Origin of the sequence: Caldibacillus debilis DSM 16016, from assembly GCF_000383875.1 — a bacterium.
Lineage (GTDB): Bacteria > Bacillota > Bacilli > Bacillales > Caldibacillaceae > Caldibacillus > Caldibacillus debilis.
This window is the reverse complement of record NZ_KB912891.1, coordinates 183272-210234: the sequence shown is the minus strand read 5'-3', so window position 1 is coordinate 210234 and position 26963 is coordinate 183272. Positions and strand designations below refer to the sequence as shown.

At 48.7% G+C, this 26963-nt stretch carries 26 protein-coding genes; 6 read left to right on the top strand and 20 right to left on the bottom strand.

Annotation, left to right across the window (positions count from 1 at the left end; genetic code table 11):
• Nucleotides 1-6: 6 nt before the first annotated feature.
• From A3EQ_RS0111075 to A3EQ_RS0111055, 5 genes are all read left to right on the top strand, one after another.
• A complete protein-coding gene (locus tag A3EQ_RS0111075; RefSeq protein ID WP_020155251.1) occupies nt 7-849 on the top strand; it encodes an ABC transporter substrate-binding protein in 843 nt (280 codons plus the stop codon).
• Between the two features lie 75 nt (nt 850-924).
• Nucleotides 925-1578, top strand: a complete 654-nt coding sequence (locus A3EQ_RS0111070) for an amino acid ABC transporter permease (RefSeq protein ID WP_020155250.1) — start codon at nt 925-927, stop codon at nt 1576-1578.
• Nucleotides 1579-1597: 19 nt separating this feature from the next.
• Nucleotides 1598-2248 (top strand): amino acid ABC transporter permease, encoded by a 651-nt coding sequence (locus A3EQ_RS0111065; RefSeq protein ID WP_020155249.1) that lies wholly within the window; start codon nt 1598-1600, stop codon nt 2246-2248.
• 161 nt (nt 2249-2409) lie between these two features.
• On the top strand, nt 2410-3618 hold the full coding sequence (locus A3EQ_RS0111060) for an ATP-binding protein (protein WP_051091416.1): 1209 nt from the start codon (nt 2410-2412) through the stop codon (nt 3616-3618).
• Nucleotides 3618-4529, top strand: a complete 912-nt coding sequence (locus tag A3EQ_RS0111055) for a response regulator (RefSeq protein ID WP_020155247.1) — start codon at nt 3618-3620, stop codon at nt 4527-4529. The genes A3EQ_RS0111060 and A3EQ_RS0111055 overlap by 1 nt, the downstream gene beginning before the upstream one ends.
• Nucleotides 4530-4755: 226 nt before the next feature.
• Here A3EQ_RS0111055 and A3EQ_RS0111050 read toward each other — a convergent pair whose 3' ends face one another.
• Entirely contained in the window at nt 4756-5124 is a 369-nt protein-coding gene (locus A3EQ_RS0111050; RefSeq protein WP_020155246.1) for a hypothetical protein, read from the bottom strand.
• A gap of 299 nt (nt 5125-5423) precedes the next feature.
• Here A3EQ_RS0111050 and A3EQ_RS0111045 point away from each other — a divergent pair, with 299 nt between their 5' ends.
• Entirely contained in the window at nt 5424-6446 is a 1023-nt protein-coding gene (locus A3EQ_RS0111045; RefSeq protein WP_020155245.1) for a DUF2332 domain-containing protein, read from the top strand.
• A gap of 269 nt (nt 6447-6715) precedes the next feature.
• On the opposite strand, the gene A3EQ_RS0111040 is transcribed toward A3EQ_RS0111045, so the two are convergent.
• The 19 genes from A3EQ_RS0111040 to A3EQ_RS0110925 form a co-directional block, all read right to left on the bottom strand.
• Nucleotides 6716-8134 carry a glycoside hydrolase family 1 protein gene (locus tag A3EQ_RS0111040; protein ID WP_020155244.1) on the bottom strand — a complete coding sequence of 473 codons (1419 nt, stop codon included), beginning with the start codon at nt 8132-8134 and terminating at the stop codon, nt 6716-6718.
• A 36-nt stretch (nt 8135-8170) separates the two neighbouring features.
• Nucleotides 8171-9460, bottom strand: a complete 1290-nt coding sequence (locus tag A3EQ_RS0111035; RefSeq protein ID WP_020155243.1) for a PTS sugar transporter subunit IIC — start codon at nt 9458-9460, stop codon at nt 8171-8173.
• Nucleotides 9461-9512: 52 nt separating this feature from the next.
• A complete protein-coding gene (locus A3EQ_RS0111030) occupies nt 9513-9821 on the bottom strand; it encodes a PTS sugar transporter subunit IIB (RefSeq protein WP_020155242.1) in 309 nt (102 codons plus the stop codon).
• A 31-nt stretch (nt 9822-9852) separates the two neighbouring features.
• Nucleotides 9853-10173: a PTS lactose/cellobiose transporter subunit IIA gene (locus tag A3EQ_RS0111025; protein WP_020155241.1), complete on the bottom strand. Its 321-nt coding sequence runs from the start codon at nt 10171-10173 to the stop codon at nt 9853-9855.
• Between the two features lie 548 nt (nt 10174-10721).
• A complete protein-coding gene (locus A3EQ_RS20950) occupies nt 10722-11099 on the bottom strand; it encodes a PTS lactose/cellobiose transporter subunit IIA (RefSeq protein WP_020155240.1) in 378 nt (125 codons plus the stop codon).
• A gap of 139 nt (nt 11100-11238) precedes the next feature.
• Nucleotides 11239-11925: a PTS sugar transporter subunit IIA gene (locus A3EQ_RS21720; protein ID WP_280510707.1), complete on the bottom strand. Its 687-nt coding sequence runs from the start codon at nt 11923-11925 to the stop codon at nt 11239-11241.
• 41 nt (nt 11926-11966) lie between these two features.
• Nucleotides 11967-13154, bottom strand: a complete 1188-nt coding sequence (locus tag A3EQ_RS21715; RefSeq protein ID WP_154652857.1) for a BglG family transcription antiterminator — start codon at nt 13152-13154, stop codon at nt 11967-11969.
• Nucleotides 13155-13364: 210 nt separating this feature from the next.
• Nucleotides 13365-14552, bottom strand: a complete 1188-nt coding sequence (locus A3EQ_RS0111010; RefSeq protein ID WP_026499904.1) for an MFS transporter — start codon at nt 14550-14552, stop codon at nt 13365-13367.
• A gap of 317 nt (nt 14553-14869) precedes the next feature.
• Nucleotides 14870-15808: an ABC transporter ATP-binding protein gene (locus tag A3EQ_RS0111005; RefSeq protein WP_020155237.1), complete on the bottom strand. Its 939-nt coding sequence runs from the start codon at nt 15806-15808 to the stop codon at nt 14870-14872.
• On the bottom strand, nt 15809-16876 hold the full coding sequence (locus tag A3EQ_RS0111000) for an ABC transporter ATP-binding protein (protein WP_020155236.1): 1068 nt from the start codon (nt 16874-16876) through the stop codon (nt 15809-15811).
• Nucleotides 16877-16889: 13 nt separating this feature from the next.
• Nucleotides 16890-17813 carry an ABC transporter permease gene (locus tag A3EQ_RS0110995; RefSeq protein ID WP_040369366.1) on the bottom strand — a complete coding sequence of 308 codons (924 nt, stop codon included), beginning with the start codon at nt 17811-17813 and terminating at the stop codon, nt 16890-16892.
• Between the two features lie 5 nt (nt 17814-17818).
• Complete coding sequence (locus tag A3EQ_RS0110990) at nt 17819-18751, bottom strand: ABC transporter permease (protein ID WP_020155234.1); 933 nt, start codon at nt 18749-18751, stop codon at nt 17819-17821.
• A gap of 75 nt (nt 18752-18826) precedes the next feature.
• Nucleotides 18827-20455, bottom strand: a complete 1629-nt coding sequence (locus A3EQ_RS0110985) for a peptide ABC transporter substrate-binding protein (RefSeq protein ID WP_020155233.1) — start codon at nt 20453-20455, stop codon at nt 18827-18829.
• Between the two features lie 628 nt (nt 20456-21083).
• Nucleotides 21084-21623, bottom strand: a complete 540-nt coding sequence (gene trmL, locus A3EQ_RS20940) for a tRNA (uridine(34)/cytosine(34)/5-carboxymethylaminomethyluridine(34)-2'-O)-methyltransferase TrmL (protein WP_020155229.1) — start codon at nt 21621-21623, stop codon at nt 21084-21086.
• A gap of 390 nt (nt 21624-22013) precedes the next feature.
• Nucleotides 22014-22763 (bottom strand): oxygen-insensitive NADPH nitroreductase, encoded by a 750-nt coding sequence (gene nfsA, locus A3EQ_RS0110955; protein WP_020155227.1) that lies wholly within the window; start codon nt 22761-22763, stop codon nt 22014-22016.
• 234 nt (nt 22764-22997) lie between these two features.
• Nucleotides 22998-23867 (bottom strand): amidase domain-containing protein, encoded by an 870-nt coding sequence (locus A3EQ_RS0110950; protein ID WP_020155226.1) that lies wholly within the window; start codon nt 23865-23867, stop codon nt 22998-23000.
• A gap of 56 nt (nt 23868-23923) precedes the next feature.
• Nucleotides 23924-25057, bottom strand: a complete 1134-nt coding sequence (queG, locus tag A3EQ_RS0110945; protein WP_020155225.1) for a tRNA epoxyqueuosine(34) reductase QueG — start codon at nt 25055-25057, stop codon at nt 23924-23926.
• A gap of 724 nt (nt 25058-25781) precedes the next feature.
• Nucleotides 25782-26510 (bottom strand): 3D domain-containing protein, encoded by a 729-nt coding sequence (locus A3EQ_RS0110930; RefSeq protein ID WP_020155222.1) that lies wholly within the window; start codon nt 26508-26510, stop codon nt 25782-25784.
• 89 nt (nt 26511-26599) lie between these two features.
• On the bottom strand, nt 26600-26902 hold the full coding sequence (locus A3EQ_RS0110925; protein ID WP_154652862.1) for a YuiB family protein: 303 nt from the start codon (nt 26900-26902) through the stop codon (nt 26600-26602).
• Nucleotides 26903-26963 lie beyond the last annotated feature (61 nt).

Genomic DNA, 26963 nt, shown 5'->3' with positions numbered 1-26963 from the left:
TTTATTATGAAAATCAAATCCTTTTGGAAATTTTGGGCCGCCCTTGCCCTTGCCGCGCTATTGGGCATCGCCTTGGCCGGCTGCGGCGGCGAATCGTCAAAGACCAACGGGAACGGGGGAAAATCGGCGGAAACCGACGCGCTGGAAGCCATCAAACAGCGCGGCAAACTGATTGTCGGCGTCAAATATGATTTGAACCTGTTCGGTTTAAAAAATCCGGAAACCGGTGAAGTGGAAGGATTTGATATCGATATCGCCAAAGGGTTGGCGAAAAAAATTCTCGGGGACGAAAACAAAATCGAACTAAAAGAAGTGACATCCAAAACGCGGATTCCGATGCTGAACAACGGCGATATCGACGCGATCATCGCGACGATGACGATCACCGAAGAGCGGAAAAAGGAAGTCGATTTCTCCGATGTGTATTTCATGGCCGGCCAATCGTTGCTCGTCAAAAAAGACAGCAAGATCAACAGCGTGAAAGATTTGAAAAAAGGAATGACCGTACTGACGGCAAAAGGTTCGACCTCCGCGCAAAACATCCGCAAAGCGGCGCCGGACGTGAATGTATTGGAGTTTGAAAACTACGCCGAGGCGTTCACGGCGCTAAGATCGGGACAAGGCGACGCCCTCACGACGGATAACGCGCTGCTTATGGGGATGGCCAAACAAGACCCGAACTATCGCGTCCTTGACGAAACCTTTACCGAAGAACCCTACGGCATCGCCGTCCGCAAAGGGAACACGGAATTATTGCAGGTCATCAACGAATACTTAAAGGAAATCAGAGAAAACGGCGAGTACGACAGGATCTATGAAAAATGGATCGGGAAAAAACCGCAGGAATAAATGGAAAGAACAGATGGGCGGCGCTTGTTTTCGCTCATCTGTTTCATCTTCAGACAGGAAAGAGGTGGAAGCAGCGTGCTCCGATTTTCGATTTTGCTCGAGCATTGGGACATGTACATGCAAGGGTTTGCCAATACGTTAAAGGCCAGCGTCCTTGCCCTCATCGGAAGCCTGATCATCGGCATCATCATCGCCATTTTCCGGATTGCGCCGATCCGGCCGCTGAACTGGCTGGGAGCGGCCTATGTGGAATTCATCCGCAACATTCCCCTCGTTTTAATCGTTTTCTTCTTTTTTGTCGGTCTGCCCGCCATAGGCATCCGCTTTGATCCGTTTACTGCGGGCACGTTAGGCTTGATGGTCTACACCGCCTCTTTTATCGCCGAAGTCATCCGGTCGGGAATCCTTGCCGTTCCGAAAGGGCAGACGGAGGCGGCACGCTCGTCCGGATTGACCTATTTGCAGACGATGCGCCATATCGTCTTGCCGCAGGCGATCAAAATCGTCATTCCGCCGCTCGGCAACCAATTTCTTAATCTCGTGAAAAACTCGTCCGTTTTAGGCGTCATTGCCGGGCTGGACCTCATGTATTTCGGCGATTTAATCTCGTCGGATACGTTTGTTACCTTTGACGTTTACATTTTCGTCGCATTGTTTTACCTTGTCCTGACGATCCCGCTCAGCCTCGGCGTCGGATATTTGGAACGGCGCCTGGCCAAAAGCCGATAATACGAGGAGGGATGGACAAATGGACTTTATCGGCGCATACTCCCCGGCGCATCTCGCATTTTTGCTGGAAGGATTTTTGGTGACATTGGAAGTTGCGTTTATTTCCATATTTTTTAGTTTCATCTTCGGGATCATCATCGGAGTGATCCGCTACACAAAAATCCCCGGCGTTTCCCAGCTTTTCGCCGTCATCGTCGAAACGATCCGCAATCTTCCGCTTCTTTTGATTATTTTCTTTACCTATTTCGCGCTGCCGGAAGTGGGATTAAAGCTTGACAAATTTTACGCGGCCATTGCCGCCCTCGTCGTGTTCGAATCGGCGATGCTGTCGGAAATCGTCCGCGGAGGATTGAACTCGATCGACAAAGGACAGATCGAAGCGGCGCGCTCATCCGGCCTCTCCTATATCCAAACGCTATGGCATATCGTCTTGCCGCAAGCATTGCGCCGCATGGTGCCGCCGATCGTCAGCCAATTCATTTCCTTGCTGAAAGACACGTCGCTGGCGATCGTTATCTCCCTTCCGGAGCTGATGAACCACGCGCAAATCATTAACGGGAGGAGTGTCAATTACGTGATACCGATTTTTCTCCTCGTCGCGTTCATGTATTTTGCCGTCAATTATTCCCTGTCCCTCGTTTCCAGAAGGCTTGAATATAAACAGCGCTAAAGCGGCAATTTTTTCCAGAAAAATTAATTATAAAAATTCACCGCCCATCTGTTATATAATAGAAAGGGGATGGTGAAAGATGTGTGACAAAGGGGAAAACGACGCGTGAGCCGTTTTTGGGCGCGGTGTTTCTGATCTTGGCTGCCGCATTTTTCGGGGAAATGAAAGTAACGCCGTTCAATAATTCGTTCCGCTTTTCATTGGGAAGCGCCGTATTTTTTTTCGGACTCATTTCCTTCACGACGATTTCGCCGATTTTCATCGGCGTTTGTACAGGATTTTTCGTGACCGGATTCCGCATCGCCCTGGACATGCTGACGGGGGAAACCTTCGCCGGCAGCCTCCCTGTCCATCTGCCGGCCGCTTTTTATTACATGAGCTTCGCGTTGCTTGCCAAAATCATCAACTTCCGCCGTTACATGGACTGGCCGATTCGCGCCGGGTTTCTTGGCGCCGCTTTGGATTTCACTTCCAACGCGGTCGAACTCGCTTTCCGACATTTCTTCGGCGAACCGTTCGCGCTGACTTACCAGAACGTGGCGATGATGATGCTGTTCGGGATTTTGCGTAGCTTCAGCGTCATCGGCCTGTACAATATTTTCATGATCAGGCATCTTCGCGCTATAGGGGAAGCGCGGCAACAGGAACTGGAACGCCTTGTGATGATCAATACGGGGCTGTATGAGGAAACCTTTTACTTGCAAAAATCGATCGCATACATGGAAGAAATCACCCGGAAGAGTTATGACCTGTACTCGCTCCTCTTGGAAGGAAAAAAAGCCGATCCCCATTCCGCCCTCGTCATCGCCGAGCATATCCATGAAGTAAAAAAGGATGCGCAGCGCATTTTCTCGGGCCTGTCGAAATTGATCGGACAAGAACCGCTGCGGCGCCGGCTTCCGATCAGCGAACTTTGCGGCATGGTTATGCGCGCGAACGAAAAATTCGCCGAACTGTTGGGGAAAAAGATCCGGTTCACCCATGCGTGCCGGGCCGATTTGTCGACCGATCACGTCTACGCCCTGCTCTCCGTTTTGAACAATTTAGTCGCCAACGCCGTGGAAGCCATTCCGTCCGCCGGCACGATTCATCTGCAGGCGGAATTGAAACAAAGCGATCTCGTCTTTGAGGTGACGGACTCCGGAACCGGTATCGCGAAGGAAGATGCCGACTGGATTTTTCATCCCGGTTTCACGACCAAATACGATCCTCACGGGAACCCGTCAACGGGAATCGGCCTCACCCATGCGCGGGACATCGTGCAAAGCCTCCAAGGACAGATCCGGCTTGTCAGCAGCAGACCCGGACAAACGATATTCCGCCTTTCCATTCCCACCGGCCAGCTGTTGCGAAAGGAGGAACGCAAGTAATGCCGCTCCGCTTTTTTCTCATTGAGGATGACGCCGTCGTGCGAAAAATGCTGGAAAAAATCATTGCGGAAAACCGGCTCGGGGAAGTCGTCGGACAAGCGGAAGACGGCTTGGACGTATCTGCGAACCAATTGTATTCCGTCGACGTCGTGCTGATCGATTTGCTGATGCCTGGACGCGACGGCATCCAAACGATGAAAAAATTAAAAGAGGAAGGGTTTACCGGACAGTTTGTCATGATTTCCCAAGTGGAAAATAAAGAAATGGTCGGGCAGGCATACCTTCACGGCGTCGATACGTACATCCAAAAGCCGATCAACCGCCACGAAGTGGCGGCGGTATTGAAGCGGGTGGCGGAACATCTCTCGATCGCCCACTCCCTCGACTCGATCCGGCAGCTGTTGCAGACGTTGGATCAGGAAGCGGAAACCTCCCCTTCGCATCAAACCGGACAAACGCCGCTGGAACAAAAGGCGCAGCATCTCCTTCTTTTGCTGGGCATTGCCGGGGAAACGGGGGCGTCCGATTTATTGCTGATCATGCGCTGGATGGCGGAGCGGGAAAAGCAGGGACGGACCGTTCACGAACTGCCTCCTTTAAAAGAATTATACACGGAACTTGTGGAAAAAACCCACGGCCCCCGTCATGACAAACCGGCCGTACAAAAAGAAGTCCGCGCGATGGAACAGCGAATCCGCCGCATCGTGCTGCAAGCCTTTACCCATTTGTCCTCCCTCGGGCTCACCGACTACACGAACCCCACGTTCGAGCACTTCGCCCCCCGGCTGTTTGATTTTGCCGAAATCCGGAAGCGCATGAACGAACTCGAAGCGGGAGAAAAGACAACGAAGTGCCGAATAAACGTGCGGAAATTTTTAACGGCTTTTTACATGGAAATCAAAAAAACCTGAGCCGTTAAAGGGCGATAGTTGCCGCCGTCACCCTCTTTTAAAAATTGCCGGCAGCGAATCTTACCCATTGTATTGAAAATATCCACAATAACAGAATAGAATATGTACTGATCATGCCCACTGTTACCGTGGCCCATCGGATTCCAACAACAGTTTATCAATTTTTGAAGGATAAAAGATTCCCATTCCCACAAATAAAATAAAAAAGAGGGGAAAACAATCCCCTCTAATCGAGCAATTTAAATCCCAATTTCAATTCATCGACGACGGCTTCTTTCAGGCAGCAAAGCTGTTCGAGCACCTCTGCGACGGACTTATTAAGTTCCGTGATGCCTTTCAGATCATCGTCTTTATCGTCTTTATCGTCTTTTTCGCATTTATCGCCATCGTGTTTGCGGGAATGCTTTTTCTTGAATGTCTCTTCAATGGCTTCTTCCAGCTTCTCTGCTTCTTCAAATAGGATGCGAATGATCCCGACTTGGGTAATCAGGGCTAAAATGACGAGAATATTGGCCAAGGTTTGTTTGGATAAGCGGCTCGTTCCCCCTGCCTCAACCATGTCATAAAAATCATTCATCCATTTGTTGTTTGACATATCGATCCTCCTTGAGCTTTTTTTATTGTCCGGACACTATACATTATGTGATTGCAAAATCGGTGACTGTTGTTTCAACTATCTTAAGCAAAAAATGCTTTTGTAACAAGAAAATACAGGATTGGGGCTTGCGGACTGGATACTGTTGCCGGAGGCGGGAATGCCGATGAGGCGAAAAAATTGGTTTTCCTTTTTGCGGCCGCCGGATTATCCGTCTGCGGTTGGGAAAAAGGTCCGTGCCGGATATGTTATAATAATGGAAAATTTTATAAAATTGCTATTTTCAGGAGCGTGGAACGATGAATTTGGAGATGATGGCCGTGCGGTTTCGACGCTTCGCCGCCGAGGAATGCCGAGGTTCGAGCGGGCTCTATGAACAATTATCGCTCGCGATTGCCGAAGACGGGGAACTGCTGGCCCTTTGTTCGTTCGCCAAGAAAGGCCAGCCCGTCCCCAATTTGCTTTTCGGAACGGTTCATTACCTTTTGCTGAAAGGAAGCGGTCATGAATTGCGGGAATACTATCCGAGCCTGACGGCCAATCCCCGAAACAAAGAGGAGGCTTTTCTTCCCTTTAAAGACTTTTGCCGCATGTACCGGGAGGAAATCATTTCCCTTCTCCAGTCGAAATTGGTGCAAACCAATGAAGTGGGACGCTGCGCGTATCTGTATCCGGCCTTTTGCCATATTTACCGGACCGCGGCGAAACCGTTGGCCTGCATCGAAATTGGCACGAGCGCCGGCCTGCTGCTGTTATGGGATCAATACAGCTATTCCTACGGAACGGGCGAAGTTTTCGGAAACGCAAGCTCCGAAATCCGGATCCGCGGGGAAATCCGCGGAGGCAATTTTCCCTTCATGGAAAAGGACCCGCCCCCGGTCAGCCATCGCATCGGCTTGGATCTGCATATCCTTGATCTGTCCGATCCCGAGGACGAATTGTGGCTTTTGGCCTTGATCTGGCCTGAACACGAGGAAAGAAGGGAATTATTTTTCAAGGCTTCCCGGCTGGCAAAAGAAGCGGCCTTACATTTGATCGAAGGTGACGGCGTGGCGCTTCTTCCCCGCATCGCCGGCCAAATCCCCGCCGATTCCGCCCTTTGCGTCTTCCATACCCATGTGGCCAATCAAATCCCCCCGGAAGGGAAAATCCGATTGTTGAAGGAAATGGAAACGATCGGGAAAAGACGGGATGTCTTCCATTTATACAACAACATCGCAGACGGCGAACTTCATCTCGATTATTTCATCAACGGCCAAAAAGTCGAAAAAACGATCGGAAAAACGGCCGGGCACGGGAGGTGGTTCGAGTGGGGGATATGAAAAAATTGGTTTTCTATTATTAAGCGGACGGAAAACAGGGATGGAATCTTAATAGGCATACAGTCAATCAAGCCATTCTTTGCCACTGGGTTTAAGGGGCAGATTTGATCTGCCGTTTTTCAGTGCTCTTAGCGATTTTTCAAAAGAATGCCAGATCACCTTCAATTGGCTTAGTTAAGAACAAAAGCGATGATTTTCAAAAAAATCCTCCCCTTCTGGACAGTTTGTACGTACTGTCTTCCGGGGAGGTTTAATATTCTTAAAGACTTTTATTCATTGGCCAAATCTTCGCCGTTGGAGGCAATGACTTTTTTGTACCAATAAAAGCTTTTCTTTGGAATCCTCCGCAAATCTTTTAAATCAAATTCATCGCGGTTCACATAAATGAATCCGTAACGTTTGCTTATTCCTTGATGAGTGCTGACTAAATCAATGGCGGACCAAGGGCAGTAACCGATCAATTCCACTCCGTCATCCAAGGCAAGGCGGCATTGTTCAATATGTTTTTGCAAATAATCGATCCGATAATCATCGTTTACAACATCGCCTTCTTCCAATCGGTCCTGAGCGCCGAGACCGTTTTCCGTAATCAGGAGAGGAAGATGATAGCGTTCATATATTTCCCTTAATGTCGTCCTCAAACCCACCGGATCGATTTCCCATCCATACTCTGTTTTGGGTAAATTCGGATTCGGATGGCCTTTGAAAAACCCTGGTTCTTCGAAAGCCATTTGCTGGTCTTCCCTTTTATTATTGGACACTTTTTGGGGCAAATTTGCCCCCACGGTCATCGTACTATAATAATTGAAAGCAATGAAATCCGGTTTGGCCTCTTTTAAAATAGCCATGTCCCCGTCTTGAATCTCTGGTATGGCCTGTTTCTTTTCCAGATAACTCCACACCGTGCTGTTGTAGCGGCCAAAAACCGCCGCGTCCAAATATAGCCAATTCCGGAGCGAGCTGAATGTATGGGCGGCCAACACATCTTCCGGTTGCGGACTGATCGGGTATACGGCGGAAATGTTCGGTGCAGGACCGATTTTGGCATCCGGCAGCATCCTGTGGCACAAAATCATCGCCTTCGCTTGGGCCACGAACATATGATGGTTTTGCTGATACAGCTCTTTCTTCGGATTTTCCGCATTGCGATCAACGGTCCCAAGAAGTTCACCGAACAGAATCATTACGTTTTGTTCATTGATGGTCAACCAATATTTCACCCGATCTCCAAAGTTTTCAAATAATGTTTTCGCATAGTTTTCATAGGCGTCAATGGTTTCCCGATTCAGCCATCCGCCTTTCTTTTGCAAGGCATAGGGCAAATCGAAATGATACATCGTCACAACCGGTTCAATATGGTGTTTTTTCAATTCGTTGATGAGGTTATTATAAAAATCGATGCCCTTTTGATTTACTTCGCCGGTGCCTTCCGGGAAAATGCGAGACCATGATATGGAAAAACGGTACGCTTTTAAGCCCAATTCGGCGAACAAGGCGATATCTTCTTTATAGCGGTGGTAATGATCACTCGCCACTTTAAAATCCGTCACTTCTTTTGGATGCTCGGCCACATCCATGACCGAAGGCCCTTTTCCGTCCTCGTTCCATGCCCCTTCCACTTGATAGGCAGAAGTAGATGCGCCCCATAAAAAGTCTTTCGGAAACGGTTTCAATGGATGGTTTCGCAAGTCAAACACCTCCTGATCAATTGGAAGTTAGCGTCTTCAGTTTGTTTTTTCCCCTTGCGTTTCTTCTTCAACAGCTTTCTTTTCGGCTATTTTATAGAAGGGATAATAAATCGCCGTGGCCACAAACACGAGAACGATTTGTAAAATGACTATTCTCCAGCTGCCTTGTAAAAATCCAGAAGCAATAATCGGTACACCCAAAGGCAATTGGGCTCCCATTAAATGCGGGACAAGACCGATAACCGTTGCAATATAAGCAAGAATCGATAAGGTAAGAGGTGCCAGTATAAAGGGGATGGCCAATAACGGATTTAAGATGATCGGCGTTCCAAAAATAATCGGTTCATTGATTCCGCAGATCCCTGCGGGAATGGCTAATCTGCCTAAAGTTTTATAACGTTTGCTTTTTGAACGAAACAGCATCAATAAGTTCAATCCTAATGTGGCCCCGGAACCTCCAAGCAAGGTGTATACCATACAAAAGGCAAGCCCGACAATATTCGGAAGAGGTTCCCCGGCATTATAAGCATTAAGATTTTCCAAGTCTAAAGCCATCCATATCGGCATCATCACTGACAAAACTACCATCATGCCATGGATGCCGAACAGCCAAAGAAAATGTGCTAAAAACATGACCAACAGATATGACCATATGCTTCCGCCCAATCCTTGCAAAGGAGTTTGAATAAACGTGTAAATAAACTGATGCAAACTTCCATAAGGCGTACAATCAAAAATGAATTTCACGATCAAAACGAGTCCGATAATGATAAATCCCGGAATCAGCCCGGCAAAAGATTTTGTAATTGTTGGCGGAACGCCTTCAGGCATTTTAATAATCAATCCTTTTTTAATAATTGCGACGTAAAGCCTCCCAACGGAAAGACCGAGTATGATGGCCACAAATAATCCCGTTGCGCCTAACCATGTGAACGGTATGAGATTTGAAACCGTGCCATCACTTTCTACCTTCTGTAACGGTGTAAGGATGAGGAATGATATAATACCAAAGGATCCGGCAATAGCACCATCCATATCAAATTTTCTCACCAAATTCATTGCGATAAAGTATACAGCCAGCAAGGCGATAATATCTGTTGTAAAGTTAACGGCAATGGATAGATAAGGTTTGATTCCGATGGAGTCAAGAAGTTTTTGATAAGGATCCCATGGTAAATTGTTGAGCAAAGTACAAATAGCACCCACAAGAATTGCCGGCAAAACGGATGACAAACCATCGGTTATGGAACTTAAATATTTATTGTTAGAAATTTTCGTTGCAACCGGCAAAATCTTATTTTGCAGTCCCTCCATATTTAGGTTCATATGTTTCCCTCCATTTTTTATTCTTCATTACCCTTAATCGCCATCGAAGCAATTACTTTCCTTCAATCAGTTTTAACGCTTGATCCAATACTTTTTCCCCGTTCATCATGCCGTAATCGACCGGGTCAATCACTTCAATTGGAATTTTGTCTCCGTATTTTTTCTGATACTCATCTTTTTTAAAGCTTATTTGCGGACCGAGCAGGAGAATGTCGATATCTTCCACCTCCTTTGAAAGATCTCCGCCTGCACTTGCAGAAATTTCTACATCCAATCCTTTTGCCTTTGCCGCGGCTTCCATTTTAGTTACCAACAAACTGGTCGACATCCCGGCAGCACAAACGAGTAAAATTTTTTTCACCACTATTCCCCCTTATAAATGGATTAGCGCATTATTTTAGTAGTTGTTCTTGAATGATTTCATGCAAACGGATAATTTCAGAAGCTAGATCCTTAATTGTTATCGCATTCATAAGGTGATCTTGGGCATGAACCATAAACAGACTTACTTCCGTCTTATTCCCCCTCGTTTCCTCCTGTATGAGATGCGTTTGTACCTGATGGGCGTTCACCAGGTCCTTTCCCGCTTCCTCGATTAACTTTTTGGCCGAGTCGATCTGTTGTTCAGCCGCCAACTTGATTGCATTCATGGCTTTGCTGCGGGCATTGCCGGCATGTACAATGATATCCATAATTACGTCGATATTCTTCAAATTCTACAACCCCTTCTTTTCTATCCGTAACCTCTTGCTGCTATCTTTATTGTGATATGAAAACGCTGACAATTACAGAGGATGATTTTCCATTATTAATGGCAATTTCTTGCCGGTTTTCGAAGGGGTATTCTCCTTTATTGAAGCATTCACAGGTCTTCTATCATTGAAAGTAAATAGATTGATGATTATAAAAAAAGCCATCATTTTCCAAACCCAGAAAATGATAGCTTTCCGTTGCACAAAATAATTTTTGTAAATCGGCTAATATTTTTTGCTTGTGGGTACAGCCTTGAAGCAAAGGTATAAAACCGGCTTTGACTCACTCCTGTCTATTCATGCCATGATTTTCTACATCATATTCATCATACGGATTACGATTCGAATAAAGCAGTCCTATGGTTTTAAACAAACTTGGCAGACATATTCATTTTGTCGGTTTTGCAAGGGAGCGATCATTAGTTTTCCAGATTTTGTAACAGACATTGCAACACTTATATGTATGAGCCAAACAAGCTGCCCGCTCTTTTAACCGCGTGCTAAAATTTTTACTTATTAGCCGGGCAACCGCACGGCTCCTCCGCAGTTTCAGCCGCCTTTTTCTTTTTTAGTTGTTCAATCGTTTCGTACAGAGTAATAATCTCTTTTGCCAAATCCCTCACCGTCAAAGCGTTCATCAGGTGGTCCTGGGCATGGACCATTAGAAGGCTCACTTCCGTCTTCTTGCCGCGGACCTCTTCTTGGATAAGGCCGGTTTGCGCGCGATGGGCATGCAGGAAATCCTCATCCGCTTGGCCGATCAGCTGTTTGGCCTCGTCAAATTTTCCTTCCTGGGCCAGCTGAATGGCCTTCATCGCTTTACTTCGGGCATTGCCGCCATTGGCGATGATTTCCATAATTATTTCCGTATTTTCCAATGTGTCCATCTCCTTTTCTGTCCGGCGTCTACTTCTCGGATCTCTGTTCCCGTTCATTTATCATAAAATTTCATTTGTCTATCTTGTACATAAACAAAAAACTCTGCAAATTCCGATCGGCGTCCGGCTTCCGATATTGCCCTCCGACTCATTGGCCTTTCAACGCATTCTTAAAAGCTTCAAACGTTTGGCATTGCAACAGCCGATGGATGAGCGGGACATTGTCCAGCAGCTTTACCAATACCTGATACATCGGTTTTAAACTGTCTTTTTTATTTTTATCCACATTCAGCAAGAACACCAATTGAACGGGACGATTTCCCCATGAAATCGGTTTCGTCAACGTTACGATGCACCAAAACGTTTCATCGGTTTGCGGTTCAATCGGATGCGGGATGGCCACTAAATTGCCGAAGCTGGTCGGTGAAAATTTTTCCCGCTCCAGTACGGAATCGATATATTGATTGTTAACCTTTTTGTCTTCCATCAGTTTATTACCCAAAAAACGGATAACTTCCACAGGCGTCGTAAAATCCATCTGTAAAAAAGTGTACCGTTCCCGCAAGTACTGATCGATCACCGAAACTTCATGATTCATCACCTTTTCAATCTTTTTTACGTCGCTTTCCCCTAAAATGGAGCTTACTTGAATCACAGGGACGGGCAATTTTTCTTTGATCGGAACGGTGCTGATAATAAAATCGATATGGTTGAAGGATTGTTGATTCAAATTATAATATTCCGTCGTCCCGATAATATCCAGCTCTTCGTTAAATTTATTTTTTAATTTGTAAAAAAGGAGCTGCGCGGTTCCCAATCCCGATGCGCAGACAATTAAACAGCGGGGGGTTTTGTTCTTCCTCTTTTTTTGCCTTTCTAACGCGACTTCAATATGGAGGGCAATATACCCGATTTCTCGTCAATTTTTACATGAAACCGTTCCTCCAACACTTCGGAACCGATGACGGCCGCTTCGAAAGAAAGGGGATATTTCGTCTTTATTTCCTCTAAGAGCGGATTTCTCAAATTCATTTTATATTTTAGCCGATTGATCGCCGGCTTTAAATGCAGGCATAACGCCATGAGCAATTCCTCGTCCCCGTTCAAATGCAAGCTGTACTTGTCATCGATTTTTTTGACCATTTCCTGGGCGATACTTTGTATTTCCTCATCAATGAATGCATTTATTTCTTCGCTTTTTAGTTGTGGTGGAACCATTTTTGTACCTTGCAAGTGAATGGATATATAGGCCACTTCATTTTTCGGGAACGATACATGAAGCCGTGCTTCAATGTCTTTCACAATTTCTTTCGCTACGAAAAATTCCTTTTGATTTTCCAGCTGCTTTATTTCTTCGTTGACCATCCTGACCACTTTTTCCTCGCGAATCCGCTTACATGCGATGGCAATATGAGTGATCAGGTTATGCAGGCTGATATCGGAAATAATAATATTATATTTCCGCAATTTTGATAGAATAACATTTTTAATCGTTACCAGCTCTTCTTTCGGAATAATGGAAATCCAGTTCTCGGTCTGATCGACGATACTGTGATGATCATTAAATATATACTGGGAGATGCAAAAACGGATTTGCATTTCATCGCCCAATACTTTTAAACCATAGTAGGGCCTTTGCTCAAGCTTTAAATGATATTTGCTGAGGATGTGGCGGACAGTCTTTAGGTCGCTCTGTAAGGTGGAACGGCTGATAAATAGTTCATCTGCGAGTTCTTCCATTTTTACGTAATCGGGCTGGAGAAGCAATTTTTCCATGATATAGCGGACGCGGTCTTCCGACTCCGTCGGTACAAACGGTTTTTCCGTTTCATAGGTTTGCCAAAATTTTTTGAACGTTTCTTCATCGTCGATTCGAAGTTTGTAGCCGGTGCCGCGATAAGATTCAATCTCCGCTTTATAATTTTTCAATAAATTATTTATATCTTTAATATCATTTCGGACGGTTTTCGAACTGACTTGCAATATGGATGCCAGCTGGGAACTCGTAAAAGGACCTTCATTTGAATTTAGTACTTGTATCAATTTCTGCCAGCGGGAATTCATTTTCGGAAAACCTCGCAAATGTTTTATTCGCTATTAATATAGCATTTTTCGACAAATGGCGACAAGGCGAAGGCACGGAGGCCCCTTCATTGGTGAATGCGCTAACGAACACTTACCAACGAAGGGGTTTTGCCTACAAATACGGAATCGCCCAGCGACGGAAGCCCATTCCCCTTTTCGCAAGATGAACCCGAAATGTTCCGGCCTGCTTTATGCCGCCCGGGATGGTTTTTCATTTCGCAGGATCCAAAGGTACATCCCCATCGATACGAGTACGGAAAATGCCGCGGTGAGATAGATGTCCCGGTAGCCCAGCCAATGGCCGATTTGGCCGAAGGTCATGGCCCCGATCCCGATTCCCAGATCAAAAAAGGAGAAAAAGGTGGCGTTCGCCATTCCCCGGCGGTTTTTCGGCGAACTTCCGACCGCCCAGGCCTGCAGGGCGGGCTGAACCGCACCGAATCCCATTCCGTAAAGGAAAGCCGCGGTGAACAACGCCAGACTGTTCGGGAGCCATGAGAGCAGGAGCATGGCCGCACAAATCAGCGCGGTGCCGGGCAGAAAAACCGCAATATGGCCCCTGCGGTCATAAATCTTTCCGGAAAAGATCCTGGACAGCATGAGGGCTGCGGCATAAATGATAAAATACCATTGAATGCCCGCAACCCCCTTCTCGTGGGTGTATAAAGGAAGGAAGGTCGCGATTCCCCCGAATGTGACCGTAATGAAAAAGATGAGAAGGGAAGGTTTTAAAGCGTTCTTTTCATAAAAATCCCACTTCACGGCGGCGGCCTTCCCCGGCTGCCATTCCACCTTCTTATACCGAATCAGGGAAGACAATAAAAAGGCCGTCAACCCCAAAGCCGCGCATATGGAAAACAATAAAGGAAAGGATATGTGCTCCGTCAGCACTAGCCCGAGAGAGGGACCGAAGGCCAAGGCGAGATTGCCGGAGAGCCCGTAATACCCCAGTCCTTCTCCCCTTCTGGAAGCGGGAATCAGATCCGTCGCGATCGTGCCGGCGGCCGTCGTCGACAATCCCCAGCCGGCCCCTTGAACGATCCGCATGGCAAACAGGAGGAGAAGGCTAGTAATCAAACTGTAGGATCCTACGGAAATGACGAAAATGGCCAGCCCGGTCAAATAAACCATCCCCCTTCCCCTCGATTCGAGGGCATGACCGGCATACGGACGGACGGCAAGGGCGGACAAGGTAAAAATGCCGACGACCAGACCGATGAGCTGGTCATTCCCGCCGAGATGTTCCACATATAACGGCAAAGTGGGCAATGTCATTTGGAAGCCCAAAAACACAAAAAAATTGGCAAGGCAGATCAGGACGAAGTCCTTGGTCCAAATCCGCTCCCTTTCCAAACTTTCCTTCTTTAACGCGCCCATTTTTCCTTGGTCCACGAAGAAACGCCCCCGTTGAAAAATGATGTCTGTATCATTATAGCATATCCTTTTTCCCGGAACGCCCAAGAAACGCCCAACCGCCACGAACACCCCGCGGTTCTCCCCGTTTTTTGGCCGCATGATGCCGCGTGAATCCGAAAGACGACGGAAAAAAATTCTTTCCTTGCAACACGGATTGCCGATCCTATATTTTCTTAATATTTAAACTTTTTCGCGCGTTGAAAAAGAGTAAAAAATCATTGCTGATTTCTTACTCTTTTCCGTTTAAGGAGGAACCATGCCATCCATTCCCCATTCGTTTATCGGTTTTCATATTCTTTTTTATATTGTTCGAACTCCCTTTCCGAACAATAAACAAAATGGCCGGGAGCCACTTCCCGCATTTCCGGCCGATCCTGATCCGTGTACTGATGGACGCTCGGATCGTACGGGATCCGTTTGCGGCTCCTTTCATAGTCCGGATCCGGGAGCGGAATGGCGGATAACAGGGACTTCGTGTATGGATGCAGCGGATGCTTGTACAAATCGTCGCTGGGGGCCAGTTCCACCAATTTGCCGAAATACATGACCCCGATGCGGTCGCTGATATATTTCACCATGGAAAGGTCATGGGCGATAAACAAATAGGTCAATCCCTTTTCCTTTTGCAGCCGTTTCATCAAATTGACGACCTGCGCCTGAATGGAAACGTCCAAGGCCGATATCGGTTCGTCCGCGATCACGAATTCGGGGTTGACCGCCAATGCCCGGGCGATCCCGATCCGCTGCCTTTGCCCGCCGGAAAATTCATGGGGGTAACGGTTGGCATGTTCTTCATTCAAACCGACCGTCTCCAGCAGTTCGACGACCTTTTCCATCCTTTCCGTTTTGTTCTTGACAAGGCCGTGGATATCCATGCCTTCGGCGATAATGTCGACGACCTTCATCCGCGGATTTAAGGAAGCGTACGGATCCTGGAAAATCATCTGCATTTTCCGGTTCAATTCTTTCAGTTCCTTTTTCGATTTGATCCGGTGAACATCCTTGCCCTGGTATAAAACCTGGCCTCCGGTCGCATTGTAAAGGCGGATGATCGTCCTTCCCGTCGTCGATTTTCCGCAGCCCGACTCGCCCACAAGCCCAAGGGTTTCCCCCTTGTAAATATCGAAGCTAACGTCGTCGATCGCCTTGACCATGTTGGGCTTGCCCGCGTTAAAATATTTCTTTAAATGTTTCACTTCCACAAGTTTTTCAGCCATTTAGAGACCTCCCTCGACCAAAACAGGATGTTCGAATGTTCCTGGCAAAACGCGTCTGCGCTGCTGAACAATTTTCGGAGGCTCTACTTTCGGCGCATTCGGATGCAAAAGCCAGGATTTGACGAAATGGGTCTCGGACACTTGGAACATCGGCGGTTCCTTTTCAAAATCGATCTGTAAGGCGTAAGGGCTTCTTCTCGCGAAGGCGTCTCCCACCGGCGGTTTGGTCAAATCGGGCGGACTGCCGGGTATGGCGTGCAGTTCTTCGCCATCGTTGGCGTCCAAGCTCGGAATGGAGGACAACAATCCCCATGTATACGGATGCCGCGGATCGTAAAAGATTTCGTCGGACGTCCCGATCTCCACAATTTGTCCGGCATACATGACCGCGACCCGGTCCGCCATATTGGCAACGACGCCCAAGTCATGGGTGATGAAGATGATGGAAGTTTCCAGCTTCTCCTTCAATCTTTTCATCAATTCCAAAATCTGCGCCTGAATGGTCACATCCAAGGCGGTCGTCGGTTCGTCGGCGATCAGCAATTTCGGCCTTGCCGCCACGGCGATGGCGATCATGACCCGCTGCCGCATCCCGCCGGAAAACTGGTGGGGATATTGGTTATAACGGCTGGCCGCATTCGGGATCCCGACCATATCCAACAGTTCGATCGCCCTTCGCTTCGCTTCCTGTCTCGAAACCTTTTCATTTTTCATGATCAATTCGTCAATTTGGCGTCCGACCCTCATCGTCGGATTCAAGGACGTCATCGGATCTTGGAAAATCATGCTGACGACGTTCCCGCGGATCTTTTCCATTTGTTTTTCCGTCTTCGGAACGATATCCTCACCGTCCAAAATAATTTGCCCTTTTGTGATTTCCGCGGGGGGAGTCGGCAGCAATTTCATGATCGCTTGTGCGGTAACGCTTTTTCCGGACCCGGATTCGCCGACGAGGGCCAGGGTTTCCCCCTTGTTCAGGTGAAAATTCACCCCGCGAAGGGCATGGACGGTTCCGGACTGGGTATGAAATTTCACTTCCAGATCTTTGATCTCCAAGATTTTTTCCATCTCATGTCACCTCCTATTTCCGTAAGCGCGGGTCGATGGCATCACGCAGACCGTCCCCGATGACATTTAAAGCAAACATCGTCAAGCAGATGAAGGTGGCCGGGAAAAATAATCTCCACGGATAGTATTCCAACGCCGGCAACCCTTCATTGGCCATCGTTCCCCAGCTGGCAAGGGGCGGATTCAATCCCAATCCCAAGAAGCTCAAAAAGGCCTCGGTGAAAATCGCCGAAGGGATCGTCAAGGTCAAGGTGACCAGGATGGGACCCATCGCGTTAGGGATCACGTGTTTGAATAAGATCCGGTTGAAACTTGCGCCCAAGGTCCGGGCGGCCAAAACGAATTCCTGGTTTTTCAGCTGCAGGACTTGCCCCCGCACAATACGCGCCATATTGATCCAGCCGGTGACGGTCATGGCGAGGATCATCGTCCAAAGTTCCTGTCCGAAAACGACCATAAACAAGATGATAACCAACAAGTAAGGAATGCCGTTTAATATGTCCGCGATCCGCATCATCACTTCATCGACTCTTCCGCCCTTATATCCGGCGATGCCGCCCCAGACGACACCGATCAATAAATCGATGAGCGCGGCCACCACACCGATCGTCAAGGATATTCTCGCGCCGACCCAAGTGCGCACAAATACGTCCCTTCCCAGATCATCGGTGCCGAACCAATGTTTCGCGGAAGGCGGCTGGTTGGTGTTCATCAAATCGTTCGTATCGTAGTCATACTTGCTGAACCACGGCACAAAAATGGCCATTGCCACGAGAACAAGCAGCAGGAAAACGCAAAACATGGCCAATTTATTTTGCCTGAACCGGTAAAAGGCATCTCCCCAAAAACTGATGCTCTTCTTCTCGATTTTTTCCGCTTCTTCCAAATTCTGCTGGACGAGAACAAACTTTTCTTTTTCCCCGACGGATGACGTCATCTTGATCATACCCCCTCTTTCGCGGATACTTTGATGCGCGGATCGATCAGCCCATAAACGATATCAACCAACAATACGGCAAGCAAGAGGATGATGCTGTAGAAAGTGGTCACGCCCATGATGACCGTATAATCCCGGTTGGTAATGCTCTGCACAAAGTGGGCGCCAAGACCGGGGATGCCGAAAATTTTTTCGATAACAAAGCTTCCCGTAATGATGTTGGCGGTCAACGGGCCCAAATAGGAGATGACCGGAAGAAGGGAATTTCTTAAAGCATGGCGGTAGACGATGACCCGCTCGCTGAATCCCTTCGACTTCGCCGTCTTGATGTAGTCATTGTTCAAGACTTCCAACATGGTCGACCTGGTCAGCCGCGCAATATAGGCGAGCGGCATCATGGCCAGAGCCACCGAGGGGAGGATAGTGTGTTTAAAAGAAGCCCATGTGGCAATCGGAAACCATTCCAATTTAATGGCAAAGATATATTGCAAGACGGCGGCCATGATGAACGACGGAACTGAGATGCCGATGACCGCAAGGCTCATGGATGAATAATCGACCCAGCTGTTCTGCCTGACGGCGGCGAAAACGCCCAGCAAAATCCCAAAAAAAACAGCGATAAATAACGCTTCGAGGCCAAGATACAAGGAAACCGGAAAACCGTCCGCGATGAGATCGTTCACCGTCTGTCCCTTATATTTAAACGAGGGGCCGAAATCCCAGGTGGCCACTTTGACCAAATATTGGGCATATTGCTTGTACCACGGTTGGTCAAGGCCGTAATGGGCGTTCAGGTTCGCTTCAATTTCCGGGGGAAGCCTTTTTTCGGAAGTGAACGGGTTGCCCGGGGCAATCCGCATGAGGAAAAAGGTGATCGTGACGATGACGAACAAGGTAAGCAAAATGGATGCGAGACGCCTGAGAATATATTTAAGCACGCCTAACCACCTCCGTTTTAACTAAGTAAAGGGTATATGAGCGTGGCCCATATACCCCATTGAACAAACTCATTTTTATTCGAAGTAAGCCCATTTGAGCTGTACGTCTCCCAGGCCAGAGATAGCCACATCTTTGAGGTTGTCTTTTTGTACCCAGGCATTGGTATAGAAGTAAATCGGCGCGACCGGCATTTCATCCATGAAGATTTTTTCCGCTTGTTTCAACAGTTCAAGGCGTTTTTCAGGATCCCGTTCTTTTTGGGATTGGATCAACAATTGTTTGAATTGCGGGTTTTCCCAACGGGTGTCGTTGTTTCCGCCGTTCTTGTCGCGGAAGAGTTCAAGGAAGTTGATCGGGTCGTTGAAGTCGCCCAGCCAGCCCATCCGTCCGACCATGTAGTCGCCGCGGTGAAGTTTTTCGATATAAACGGCCCATTCTTCGTTTTCAAGTTCGGTTTTGATCCCGAGGTTCTTTTTCCACATGTCTTGGATGGCCTGAGCGATCTTTTGGTGAGCTTCATCCGTGTTGTAAGCGATCTTGATGACCGGCAATTCGGACACATCTTTGTAGCCCAGTTCCTTCAAGCCTTCTTCCAGAAGTTTTTTCGCGGTTTCCACATCGTTGTCCTTGAAGTAGCCTTTTTCGTTTTCAGGGAACATGGAAGGCGGAACTGCGGCCATCGCCGGGATTTGCCCCGCTTTCGTAATATTCTTTACGATCGCTTCGCGGTCGATGGCATAGGCCAATGCTTTACGAATTTTCGCATTATTTAAGGGCTTGACTTCCGTATTGAATTTGTACCAGTACACGCCGGCGATCGGCTTGATATTCAATATGCCTTCTTTTTCCAGCTGTTCAATGGAATCGGTCGGCAATTGCGAGAACGGAAGACCCGCCCAGTCGAGTTCACCTTTCTTGAACATGGACAGTTCCGTATTGACGTCTTCGATCATGTACATGGTGATTTTTTCTAATTTTACGTTGTCTTTATCCCAGTATTGGTCGTTTTTCACGAGCTCGATCTTGTTGCGGTGTTCCCAGGTCACCATTTTGAACGGACCGTTGGAGACGTAATCTTCTCCGGCGTTTTTATACCAGTCCGGGTTTTTCTGGGCGATTTTGCTGTTGATCGGCAAATACGTATAGAATGCGGTTAATTCCAGGAAATACGGAGTCGGTTGTTCCAAAGTGACGACCAAGGTTTTGTCGTCCTGGGCCTTGACCCCTACGGAATCCAGCGAAGCCTTTCCGGTGTTGGCAGCTTCACCGTTTTTCAAATAATAGAGCTGATAGGCGTATTGGGATTCGTTTTTCGGATCGAGCGCCCATTTCCATGCGTATTCAAAGTCGTGGGCGGTTACCGGGTCGCCGTTGGACCATTTGGCGTCACGGAGCTTGAAGGTATAAACCGTTCCGTCATCGGAAACTTGAATATCTTCCGCCATCGCTTTTTCCGGTTTGCCGTCCATGCCGATGCGGGTCAAACCTTCAAAGGTGTTGCGAAGCACGGTACCGGAAGTGTTGTCATTGGCCAAGCCCGGATGCAGGGAAAATGGCTCGGTCTTGATGTTCACCCGGAATTCCTGCTTGGGTTTTTCTTTTTCGGATCCCCCATCACCGGCACTGTTTTTCCCGCCGCAAGCGGAAAGAACCGTGCCTAAGGCCAGCAACAGGGTGAGAAGTAACGCAAGCTTCTTCTTCATCGATTTCCCCCCTAGTTTGTTTTAAATCTCCATTTTCTGAAGATTTATATATATTATCATTATAATCGTTTTTTTCTTTTTTTCAATATAATTTTTTTATCCGCTCTTGTTATAAAATGCAGTAATCATTTCACGGATTAATATTTTTTTAATAAAATTTTCGATAAGAATATATCGAATTTTTTTTGCGATATTTCCATAATGACAGAATTTTAATTCGAAAAAAATAATATTTAAAAATAATAGCGAAAGGGGTTTCATGGCTTTTCCTAGAATGGGGCAGCAAAAATTGGAAGCGAAATTTCAGTCCCGTTTCCGCTTTTTTTTTGCAAATCCTGAATCGATAAAATGGGATGATTTCTCGCCGGTTCCCGCCCATTTATTCCTTTTCGGCGGCGGGGATATTGGGGTATAATAATAGAAGCTGAAAGGGAAGTGACAAAGGAGGTAAAAAGATGCGGTTAATCCTTATCCTCGGGGTGGCCATTGCCTTTTTGACAGCGATTCTCACATCTGGGTACGAAGACAAACCGGGCACTTTTTAAACAAGGGCCGCCTCAAGCGGCTTCAAGTCCTGCCCGTTCAACGGCAAAACCCACAGACCGCGGTCTGTGGGTTTTGTGCTGTTTTATTTTCCCGTCGCATTTTCTTCCTGAAAAACGTCCGCCTCCGCCGGCAGTTCCGGACCGGCGATTTCCAGCCCCGGGAAGTTTTGCTGCCGCAGCGCTTCGTAAACCAATATGGCCGCCGTGTTGGATAAATTCAAGGAACGGACGTTGCCGTTCATCGGGATGCGGAGGCATCTTTCCCGGTTTTTCCGCAGCAAATCCTTCGGAAGCCCGGTCGTTTCCTTTCCGAAAATGAAATAATATTCCTTCGCCGGATCGCGGAAATCGCATTCGCTGTAAGTCCTCTTCCCGAATTTGCTGATGTAATAATGCTCCCCGGTGCCGTTTTTATGAAAAAATTCATCGAGGGAATCATAGTAAAAAATTTTTACGAACGGCCAGTAATCCAGCCCCGCCCGCTTCAGCATCTTGTCATCGGTGGAAAAGCCCAGCGGACGGATGAGATGCAAAACGGTGTCCGTCGCCGCACAGGTTCTCGCAATATTTCCCGTATTTGCGGGTATTTCCGGCTGGTAAAGGACGACATGGATTCCCACCAATCATTCACCTCTTGTTTCAAGCCTGCTCGTACACCCGGACGGTCCGGGCAATCCTAAAATGCCGTGCCGGATCCGTCCGCCCCGGCATCGGAACGGAACCCGCCCCGCTGCCAGGACCATCGCCCGGATGCCGCCGTTTTATAATATTAGTGGCGGGACGGGTGCCCTCCCGTTTCCGGGAACGAAGGTTCCGCCTCGGTTCCCCTTCCTTTGGACCGCACGGGAAGGTTCGCCGCTCCGGCCCGGGGCCAACCTTTGCGGCCAAAGCCTGCCGGGTCTGCCGAAGGTCCTTCTTTTGACGCAGCCGCGAGCCGCTTCTCCCGCCCGAACTCCGGGCCGCCTTCCTTTTATTATAAAGAAGCAAGACGAATCCTCTTCAAACATCCCGTTTTAGATCTTGTTGAATCCTTTTTTCTTGATGTAATCATGCACGTACAGGCGCTCATTTTTCATCAGGGTTTTGACCGCCTGCCCCGTCCAAGTATCGGCCCGCAGGCCTCCCGTCCGTTTGCGGTAATAAGACCGGACGGTTTCGTTGTATGCGCGAAGCTGTTCTATGTATTTGTTCTTATCCTTTTCGTACCCGTTTTCGTGGTAAATATGTTCCAGCGCCAAACGGGGTTTTTGTTCGTTTATTTTCGCCGGGTAGCCGACGGTCAGCCCAAACAGCGGCAAGACAAAATCGGGAAGATCCAAAATCCGGCTGACCTCCTCCAGGTCATTCCGCAAACTCCCGATATAGCAGATCCCCAGCCCCATCGATTCCGCGGCCAAGGCGGCATTTTGCGCGGCGAGGGCCGCATCGATCAGGGCGACCATAAATAATTCCGTGCTTTCCAGGTTCTTTGCGGCCTGCTCCCCTTCCATCTCAAAGGCGATGCGGTGGCGGTACAGGTCGGCGCAAAAGACGAACAAATGCCCGTTTTTTGCCACATGCCTCTGATTGGAGGCGATTTCCGCCAAGCGGGCCTTCTTTTCTTCATCGGTTACCCCGATGATCGAATAAGCCTGCAAAAAGCTGGATGTGGAGGCCGCTTGGGCGCATCGGATGATCGTTTCAATCTGTTCCTTCGTCAGTTTTTTCTCTTCAAAATCCCTGATCGAACGGTGGGAAAGGATGGTTTCTACGACAGGATTCATGACGTATTCCCCCTTTTTTATGTACGTTTGCGAAAAAATCGCCCCGTTTTCCCGGCGAAAATGGGGCGGATGTGGCTCGTGCCATCATTTTACTTCAAAAGGCATCCCGCAGGCAATTTCGGCGCCCTGGCTTTCCTGCACGCCTCCCGGCGAAACGTCACCCCGCTGCGGAGGCGGAATCGGCGGGCCAGCGCCGCCCAGCTTTTTCTAAGCGGACGCTCCGGAGGCGGAAACCTATTCTTCCCTGTCATCGACAATGGTCACGAACGTGTATTGGATGTTTTCCGTATAGGCGGATGAATCTTCGTATGACCAATAACGCATGCGGCTGTTCGTCGTATGGGCATTGACGAGGGGCATGCCGTCAGCGTCCTTCGCCGTTACGATCGTGGAATGGTCAAAGCGGCCATTTCCCTGGAAATCGTAAAAGATCACATCCCCCAGCTTCAGTTCGGCGGGATGGGCCACCCGTTTTCCCCTCAAACCGACTTTCGACGATAATAAATACTGGCGCAAGGAATGGGAGGTGGACCAGCTGTAGCTCCAATTTTTGTTTTGCATCCACCATCCCTTGCTCCGGTCCGGGTAGCCCCGCATCGGCGCGCCGCCCGCATAAAGGCATTGGGAAATAAAATTGGTGCAGTCCACGGCAAATTTTTCAAACCGGGGATTGTAGTCGTTCCACCAGCGTTCGGCATACTGGACCGCCCGCAGCCGGTCGTAAATGAAACGCAATCTTTCCGCTTCCTCCGCAAACTCGCCCGCCAGCCGGTAATCGGCCTCTTCCTCTGCGGCTTCCTGCTCCTCGTCGGAAACGAAGACATTTTGATAGAAAGTGGCCACCCGGTTCTCCACTTCCTGCTCGAGGTAATAGCGGTTTTTCTGCTTGATGAACAGCGATAATTCCAGATCGTAATCCACCCGCTTCAATTCGGATTCTTCCCGGATCCCGTTGATTTTTCCCCTGGCTTCCGCCTTGATGATCTCCGCACCCCGTTTTTTCATCAGCTGCTTTTTCCGGGTGATTTTCCCGCAGCCCGTCAGACGATCGTCGACACATTGTTTCACCCGCCTTGAAGCGGCGTTTTTGATGTGCTCCAGCATGCGCCTCACTCCCCTTCTACTATGAATGTATGTAAAAGGGGCGGGGCGTTGAACTTTTATTGCAGCATTTTCAACGCTCGGCCGATTTCCGCCAACACCTGTTCCGATTTTTCCCTATCCCGGGCGGAGGACAAAATCTCCTTCGCCCTTTCCCCTCCGATTTTTCCCAACGCCCAGGCCGCCGTCTTCCGGATCACTTCCCGGGGATCTTCCGCCAAAACCTTCCCCAAGTCCTCAACGGCAGTCACGTCTTTAAAATGGGCAAGGGCGATAATCGCGTTCCGCTGAATCGGCTTTTTCCCCCGCCAGGCGCCGGACATGTGTCCGAATCTTTCCTTAAATTCCCGGTTCGAGATCGACAAGAGCGGCTTTAAAAGCGGCTTTGCCGCCTCCGGATCCGGTTCGAATTCCGGATGAAAATGAAAATCTTTTCCTTTGTTATAAGGGCATACGACCTGGCAGGTGTCGCAGCCGTACAGCCGGTTGCCGATTTTTTTGCGGTAGGGTTCCGGGATGTCCTCTTTCGTTTGGGTCAAATAGGAAATGCATATTTTCGCATTGATTTGGCCGGCACGGACGAGGGCGCCGGTGGGACAGGCTTCCAAACATCGATTGCAGGATCCGCACCGATCCTCGATCGGGGCATCCGGCTCAAAAGGAATATTCGTAATCAATTCCCCCAGGTAGACATAGGATCCGAATTCCGGGGTAATGATGGCGCAGTTTTTCCCGCTCCATCCGATCCCCGCCCGCTCGGCCACCGCCCGGTCGGCGAGGGGCCCCGTATCGACCATCGGTTTATACCGGGCGTCGGGGACTTTGGAACGGATAAACTGCCCCAGTTTTTCCAGCTTGTCATTCAACACCCGGTGGTAGTCTTCCCCCCAGGAAGAACGGGCAAAAATCCCCCTTCTTTCCTCCCGGTTGCCCCGGACGGGGTTTTTCATTTTTGAAGGGTAACAGACGGCAATGGAAATGATCGATTGGGCGCCCTCCAAGGAAAGCCGGGGATCGGTCCGTTTTTCGATGTCCGGCTCTTCGAAGCCGGATTGGTAATTCAATTCCCTTTGCCGGATCAGCCGGTTTTTTAATTCGGTGAAAGGATCGGCGGTCGTAAACCCGATTTTGTCGATGCCGATCTCCTTGCTGTACGCAATGATTTCCTTCTTCAAAGTATTCAGCGCTTCCATCGCCGGTTCTGCCCCCTTCCGTCCCTAACGTCATCATAATATTTTCCCCAAAAAGGAAAAAACGCAATGCTTCGTTCTTTCCGAAACGAAACACTGCGTTGATGCAATATGTATGAAATAATTTCAGCAATGTTTATAATAACACGGCAAAAATGATTTGTAAACCGTTTTTGTCATAAATTGTGCTTTTTTTCCCATTCCCCTGCGGGTTCGGGATATTACCGGGAGAAACTTTCGTCCTCCGCCGGCGGCTCGTGAAACCTTTTCCGGTTCGAGTCCTCGCGAAAGGGTCCGGATCCTGGCGGCCGGCCTTCTGATCCGGGCGGCAATATCCGCCATATCGGGAACGGGAATCAAATGAAATGGGGGCTCCGTACGGTGTCGGATCCGGTGCATGGGAAAGCAGTCCTTCCGGAACCGCCCGGTTCTCCGCCTTTCCGCAAAGCTCCCCTACACATGCCGGGGGTTGCTTTTCCCCCACTGCCGAAAAGACCGCGGAAACCCGTCGAATGTGCCCCGGCTTCCGTCCCGGACGCCCCCTCATTTGTCCTTTCGCGGCCGCCCGGGATCCTCGCCGAAGCCCCGTGCCGGGGCCCGAACTTCCCGGCGGGATATGGAAAACGGAAAGACCGGCCGTTCATCTCCCGGGCTTTCCGTCTCCATCTCCTTAAATAAATCCGGGGATCGGGATTTCGGCCGTTTATCCTCCGGGCTTTCCGTCCCTTCACTTTTTCACGCTTTGAACATAACGTTCGCGGAACACTTGCATTCCTTCATCTTCGTTCAAATTCTTCAAATCCCGGTTCGTCACCTTGCCGTTTCCCATCTTCACGACATAGACATCAACGGTCTTTTTCCCCCACTGTTCGTAAACGTCTTTCACGGTTTCAAAATATAAATCAATTTTGTTTCCTTTGATGGCGCCTCCCTTGTCGGCGACGACCCCATACCCGTATTCGGGGATGAAGAGGATGGTCCCGAGCGGGAAAACATTTAAATCCGCCGCAATGGTCGAGTATAAATCCCTCTTGACTTTTACCCCCGAATAGGTGATGCCGAAATCGGGATCCCCGGGCCGCTTCCCCGTGGATTCGTAACCGGCGGTATAGCCCGTGGCGACGACTTTCACCTTCGGGTACTTTTCCCAGTCAAACGCCTCTTCCAAAGGGGGGACTTTCCCTTGGATGGAGGTGCTCGATGAAATTTTCGTTTCTTCCCGTTTTTCTTGGTTTAATGTTTTATAAGATAGATTGACTTCTTTCAACGCATGGATGTATGGAAGATCATCGGATGAATATCCGCCGTAATTCGCTTCCTCAAGCAAAAATCCCGCGGCTTCCGCTTTAATTCCCGTCCATTTGATCCCCGTCAATGCCTGAAATGTCGTCAAAAAGGCGGCGACAAACAGCACGGTCATGACGATCCTTCTTAACCATCTGGATAAAGTCGGCATAAAAATTCACTCCTCCCGAATCTATTTCTTTCCTAAATTGGCAAGAAATATTCACGGGAGGAGCTGAAATCTTTGCTGGCAAAGGATATTTAAAACATTTGATAGCCTTTTTGGCGCAGGATGCGGATGGCAATCCCCGAGAGAACGGCCCCGGCAAACCCGGACAGCAAAATGATCACATCCGCCGCATGGAGGGAAAGGATCCGCTCCCACAGGCGGCCAAGGGATTCCCCCGGCTTGGTGAAGTATTCATACCATTTCACCTGATCGATAATGAAGATGACGACGATCGGATAAAGGGCGGCCATCAGCCACGTCATCCGCAGCACCATGTTCAAGATAAAACCGATGCCGAAAAAAAGAACGAAAAACAGCAGCACGGAAACCGCCATTTGGATGATCGTGATTTGCACGGCAAATGCTCCTCTCCTACATGCTAATTTTAGTTTACTG

What these genes read in the sequence shown, in the direction of transcription:
- A3EQ_RS0111075 (WP_020155251.1), top strand. Translation starts at nt 7, where the DNA reads ATGAAAATCAAATCCTTTTGGAAATTTTGGGCCGCCCTTGCCCTTGCC.
- A3EQ_RS0111065 (WP_020155249.1), top strand. Translation starts at nt 1,598, where the DNA reads ATGGACTTTATCGGCGCATACTCCCCGGCGCATCTCGCATTTTTGCTG.
- A3EQ_RS0111060 (WP_051091416.1), top strand. Translation starts at nt 2,410, where the DNA reads ATGAAAGTAACGCCGTTCAATAATTCGTTCCGCTTTTCATTGGGAAGC.
- A3EQ_RS0111055 (WP_020155247.1), top strand. Translation starts at nt 3,618, where the DNA reads ATGCCGCTCCGCTTTTTTCTCATTGAGGATGACGCCGTCGTGCGAAAA.
- A3EQ_RS0111050 (WP_020155246.1), bottom strand. Translation starts at nt 5,124, where the DNA reads ATGTCAAACAACAAATGGATGAATGATTTTTATGACATGGTTGAGGCA.
- A3EQ_RS0111045 (WP_020155245.1), top strand. Translation starts at nt 5,424, where the DNA reads ATGAATTTGGAGATGATGGCCGTGCGGTTTCGACGCTTCGCCGCCGAG.
- A3EQ_RS0111035 (WP_020155243.1), bottom strand. Translation starts at nt 9,460, where the DNA reads ATGAACCTAAATATGGAGGGACTGCAAAATAAGATTTTGCCGGTTGCA.
- A3EQ_RS20950 (WP_020155240.1), bottom strand. Translation starts at nt 11,099, where the DNA reads ATGGACACATTGGAAAATACGGAAATAATTATGGAAATCATCGCCAAT.
- A3EQ_RS21715 (WP_154652857.1), bottom strand. Translation starts at nt 13,154, where the DNA reads ATGAATTCCCGCTGGCAGAAATTGATACAAGTACTAAATTCAAATGAA.
- A3EQ_RS0111010 (WP_026499904.1), bottom strand. Translation starts at nt 14,552, where the DNA reads ATGGGCGCGTTAAAGAAGGAAAGTTTGGAAAGGGAGCGGATTTGGACC.
- A3EQ_RS0111005 (WP_020155237.1), bottom strand. Translation starts at nt 15,808, where the DNA reads ATGGCTGAAAAACTTGTGGAAGTGAAACATTTAAAGAAATATTTTAAC.
- A3EQ_RS0111000 (WP_020155236.1), bottom strand. Translation starts at nt 16,876, where the DNA reads ATGGAAAAAATCTTGGAGATCAAAGATCTGGAAGTGAAATTTCATACC.
- A3EQ_RS0110995 (WP_040369366.1), bottom strand. Translation starts at nt 17,813, where the DNA reads ATGACGTCATCCGTCGGGGAAAAAGAAAAGTTTGTTCTCGTCCAGCAG.
- A3EQ_RS0110985 (WP_020155233.1), bottom strand. Translation starts at nt 20,455, where the DNA reads ATGAAGAAGAAGCTTGCGTTACTTCTCACCCTGTTGCTGGCCTTAGGC.
- nfsA (WP_020155227.1), bottom strand. Translation starts at nt 22,763, where the DNA reads ATGAATCCTGTCGTAGAAACCATCCTTTCCCACCGTTCGATCAGGGAT.
- A3EQ_RS0110950 (WP_020155226.1), bottom strand. Translation starts at nt 23,867, where the DNA reads ATGCTGGAGCACATCAAAAACGCCGCTTCAAGGCGGGTGAAACAATGT.
- queG (WP_020155225.1), bottom strand. Translation starts at nt 25,057, where the DNA reads ATGGAAGCGCTGAATACTTTGAAGAAGGAAATCATTGCGTACAGCAAG.
- A3EQ_RS0110930 (WP_020155222.1), bottom strand. Translation starts at nt 26,510, where the DNA reads ATGCCGACTTTATCCAGATGGTTAAGAAGGATCGTCATGACCGTGCTG.
- A3EQ_RS0110925 (WP_154652862.1), bottom strand. Translation starts at nt 26,902, where the DNA reads ATGGCGGTTTCCGTGCTGCTGTTTTTCGTTCTTTTTTTCGGCATCGGT.